This is a genomic window from Candidatus Glassbacteria bacterium, assembly GCA_019456185.1.
In the GTDB taxonomy this organism is placed as follows: domain Bacteria; phylum Gemmatimonadota; class Glassbacteria; order GWA2-58-10; family GWA2-58-10; genus JAJRTS01.
In genome coordinates, this window is sequence record VRUH01000150.1 from 1 (window position 1) to 1373 (window position 1373).

Consider the following 1373-nt stretch of genomic DNA (forward strand, 5'->3'; position numbering starts at 1 on the left):
GAAAAAAGGCGCGGCGGAAATTGCCGACATAATTGGATTGAGGTCCGCGCTAAAACTCATGGAACGGTTCGGCGGGAGAAAGCTTTCCATTCCCAAAAGAATCAAGCCCGGTCATAGAATTTATTCGGCTATCGGTTCCAGGGCGTCCGCTGGCATGGAAAGGCATTATGGCTTGGAGAAAATTGACATTCCATTTCTTCGCGCCGTCATTATTCCGGCGCGGAATCGGGCCATTCGCAAAGAATACGATCAGGGCGCTTCCGTGAATGGCCTGGTTCCCCGCTACGGAATAAGCCGATGAACACCATAACCGTAAAACTCAAACAGGGCCTCTTGCTTGGCGGCAAGCCGCAATTGGAGGCCGTGATCCGCGAGTCCACTATGGGGGATTTGAGAGAAGCCCACGAAAATTTTAGTGACGACTCCAGCGCGGGAGCGGAAATGGTCAGATTGCAGATCGTTTCCATCGGGGGGATCGAGGGGCCGATCACTCAAGCGATGTTCGACAAAATCACCGTGACGGATTTCGACCGCCTGCAAAAAGCGGCGGATGAATTGGAGGCGCGGGGGCGTGAGGACGCGGAGGGTTGAGGGCCTGCTTTCCTCCGCATTGATTGTATCCAGGGCCACCTTAATCCCCATCGACCGGGTTTACCTCATGCCCCGCTCGGAATTCGATTCTTGGCTTTCCCTTATCGAAAAAGAAGATGGCTGACCTGAACACCAGCATTATCCTCCGCCTGAAAAGCGACCTGGCCCGCAAAGCCCGCAGGGACGGGGACGCCCTGGAAAAGATGGGGCGGCGGGGCAAGAGGGCAATGCGGGGCATTGGCGCGGCGGCCGGCGCGGTGGGGAAACGCCTCAAGGGAATGGCGAACCGGTACACCGCGCTGTTTTCGCTGGCGGGCCTCGCCGTGGCGGCCCGGCAAATGGCGGGTATCGAGGTGCGGTTCGAGCGGCTCGGAGTGCAGGCCAGGCGTAGCAAAGAGGAAATGAAGTCGCTCCATCAGAAAATACTCAACATATCCAAGGAAGAAGGCATCCGGGTCGACCCCGGCGAACTGACCGCAGGGGTGGAAAAGATCGTGGAAAAAACGGGCGATCTGGGCCTCGCCGAAGAAAACTTGCGCAACATGGCTGTTGCAATCCAGGCCACCGGGGCCTCCGGGGCGGATATCGGGGCGCTGATCGCGGACATGCAGCAGAAATTTGGATTGTCGGGCAAGGACGCCTTTCTTGCGGCTCTGGACATGCTGGTCAAACAAGGGAAGCTGGGGGCCTTTACTTTGCAGGCCATGTCCACCCAGGCCGAGCGCCTCACTGCCGCCTACGCCGCAACGGGGAGACGCGGCCCCGAGGCCGTGCGGGAAATG

At 58.7% G+C, this 1373-nt stretch carries 2 protein-coding genes; both read left to right on the top strand.

Annotated elements, in window-relative coordinates; translation table 11 throughout:
- The first annotated feature begins 297 nt into the window (after positions 1-297).
- On the top strand, positions 298-591 hold the full coding sequence (locus FVQ81_18550; protein MBW7998532.1) for a hypothetical protein: 294 nt from the start codon (positions 298-300) through the stop codon (positions 589-591).
- Positions 592-707: 116 nt separating this feature from the next.
- On the top strand, positions 708-1373 hold a 666-nt coding region (locus FVQ81_18555; GenBank protein MBW7998533.1), incomplete at its 3' end, for a tail tape measure protein.

Coding starts and splice junctions, on each gene's coding strand:
- FVQ81_18550 (MBW7998532.1), top strand. CDS start 298: ATGAACACCATAACCGTAAAACTCAAACAGGGCCTCTTGCTTGGCGGC.